Below are 2,287 nucleotides of genomic sequence, written 5' to 3'. Positions count from 1 at the left end.
CATGCGGTTTTCGCCTCCTCGGAGAGGGCTTTGGCGGTGGCGTCCTTCCAGGCCATCCAGCTCAGCAGGGCGCATTTGACGCGGGCGGGGTACTTCGAGACGCCGGCGAAGGCCACCGCGTCCTCCAGGACCTCCTCCATCGCCTCGTCCGGCTCCAGCCGGCCCTTGGACTGCATCAGCTCCAGGAACGTCTCCTGGATCCGGTGCGCCTCATCGAGAGGCTTGCCGACCAGGAGGTCGTTGAGGACGGAGGCGCTGGCCTGGCTGATGGAGCAGCCCTGCCCTTCGTAGGACACGTCTTCTATCGTCGCGCCGTCCAGCCGCACCCGCAGGGTGATCTCGTCCCCGCAGGTGGGGTTCACGTGGTGGACCTCCGCGTCGCCCTGGCGCAGGCCCCGCCCGTGCGGGTGCTTGTAGTGGTCCAGGATCACGTCCTGGTACATCGAATCGAGCTTCACGTAACCGCCGCCCTAGCCGAAGAAGTTCCGTACGTGCTCCAGGCCCGCGACCAGGGCGTCGACCTCGGCCGGGGTGGAGTACAGGTAGAACGACGCGCGGGTGGTCGCGGGAATTCCGTAGCGCAGGCACACCGGCCGCGCGCAGTGGTGGCCGACCCGCACCGCGATCCCCAGCTCGTCCAGGACCTGCCCCACGTCGTGGGGGTGGATGTCGCCGAGCGTGAAGGAGATCGTCGCCCCCCGGTCCTCGGCGGTGACGGGGCCGATGATCCGCAGTCCGGGGACTTCCTGGAGCCGTGCCACGGCGTATTCGGTGATCGCGTGCTCGTGGGCTGCGATCTTGTCCATGCCGATCGCGGAGAGGTAGTCCACCGCCGCCCCCAGCCCCACCGCCTGCGCGATCGGCGGGGTGCCGGCCTCGAACTTGTGGGGGGCCGGAGCGTAGGTGGAGGAGTGCATGGAGACCGTCTCGATCATCTCCCCGCCGCCGAGGAACGGCGGCAGGTCCTCCAGCAGCTCCTGCCGGCCCCACAGCACCCCGATGCCCGTCGGGCCGCACATCTTGTGCCCGGTGAACGCCACGAAGTCCGCCTGCAACGCCTGGACGTCGAGGACCATGTGGGGGGCGGCCTGGGAGGCGTCGATGGCCACCAGCGCGCCGACCTCCTGGGCGCGGCGGATGATCGCCTCGACCGGGTTGACGGTGCCCAGCAGGTTGGAGACCAGCGTGAAGGAGACGATCTTCGTCTTCTCCGTGATGATCTCGTCCAGGCTGGTCAGGTCGAGGCGGCCGTCGTCGGTCAGGCCGAACCATTTGAGCTTCGCGCCGGTGCGCTGGGACAGGAGCTGCCAGGGCACGATGTTGGAGTGGTGCTCCATCTCCGTGATGACGATCTCGGTGTCCCGGTCCACCCGGTAGGGCTCCTCGGCCCAGCCGAGCATGTTCGCCACCAGGTTCAGCGACTCCGAGGCGTTCTTCGTGAAGATCACCTCGTCCCGGCTCGGCGCGTTGATGAACGCCGCCACCTTGTCCCGCGCGCCCTCGTAGAGGGCGGTGGCTTCCTCGGCCAGGACGTGCACGCCGCGGTGGACGTTGGCGTTGTGCCGCTCGTAGTAGCCGCTCAAAGCGTCCAGGACCTGACGCGGCTTCTGCGAGGTGGCCGCGTTGTCGAGGTAGACGACCCTCTTGCCGTCGTGGACCTGCCGCTCCAGGATCGGGAAGTCCTTGCGGATCGCGTCGGTATCGAGAAGGTCCGGCAACGGTGTCACGCGGGTACGCCGCCCTTCACGTAGTTCTCGTACCCCTCGTTCTCCAGCTTGTCCGCCAGTTCCGCGCCGCCCGACTCGGCGATGCGGCCGTTGGCGAAGACGTGCACGAAGTCCGGCTTGATGTAGCGCAGGATCCGCGTGTAGTGGGTGATGAGGAGGGTGCCGACCTCGCCGCCCTCGCGGACGCGGTTGACGCCCTCGGAGACGGTGCGCAGGGCGTCCACGTCCAGGCCGGAGTCGGTCTCATCCAGGATGGCGATCTTCGGCTTGAGGAGTTCGAGCTGCAGGATCTCGTGGCGCTTCTTCTCACCGCCGGAGAACCCCTCGTTCACGTTGCGCTCGGCGAAGGCGGGGTCCATCTGGAGCTGCTCCATCGCGGACTTGACCTCCTTGACCCAGGTGCGGAGCTTGGGGGCCTCGCCGCGGATCGCGGTGGCGGAGGTGCGCAGGAAGTTGGAGACGGAGACGCCGGGGACCTCGACGGGGTACTGCATGGCCAGGAACACCCCGGCCCGCGCCCGCTCGTCGACGGTCATCTCCAGGACGTCCTCGCCGTCGAG

General features: G+C 68.3%; 3 protein-coding genes. All 3 read right to left on the bottom strand.

Translation table 11 applies throughout. The annotated features are described in order from the left end of the window. A partial coding sequence (gene sufU / locus AB0I49_RS38190) for a Fe-S cluster assembly sulfur transfer protein SufU (protein WP_363231837.1) occupies window positions 1-458 on the bottom strand: 458 nt, incomplete at its 3' end. 12 nt (window positions 459-470) lie between these two features. Then, window positions 471-1,727 (bottom strand): cysteine desulfurase, encoded by a 1,257-nt coding sequence (locus AB0I49_RS38185; RefSeq protein ID WP_363231836.1) that lies wholly within the window; start codon window positions 1,725-1,727, stop codon window positions 471-473. Next, a partial coding sequence (gene sufC, locus AB0I49_RS38180) for a Fe-S cluster assembly ATPase SufC (protein ID WP_363231835.1) occupies window positions 1,724-2,287 on the bottom strand: 564 nt, incomplete at its 5' end. The genes sufC and AB0I49_RS38185, both read right to left, overlap by 4 nt.

It is taken from the genome of Streptomyces sp. NPDC050617 (genome assembly GCF_040654795.1).
GTDB lineage: Bacteria > Actinomycetota > Actinomycetes > Streptomycetales > Streptomycetaceae > Streptomyces.
This window is presented reverse-complemented; position numbering and strand designations above follow the sequence as displayed.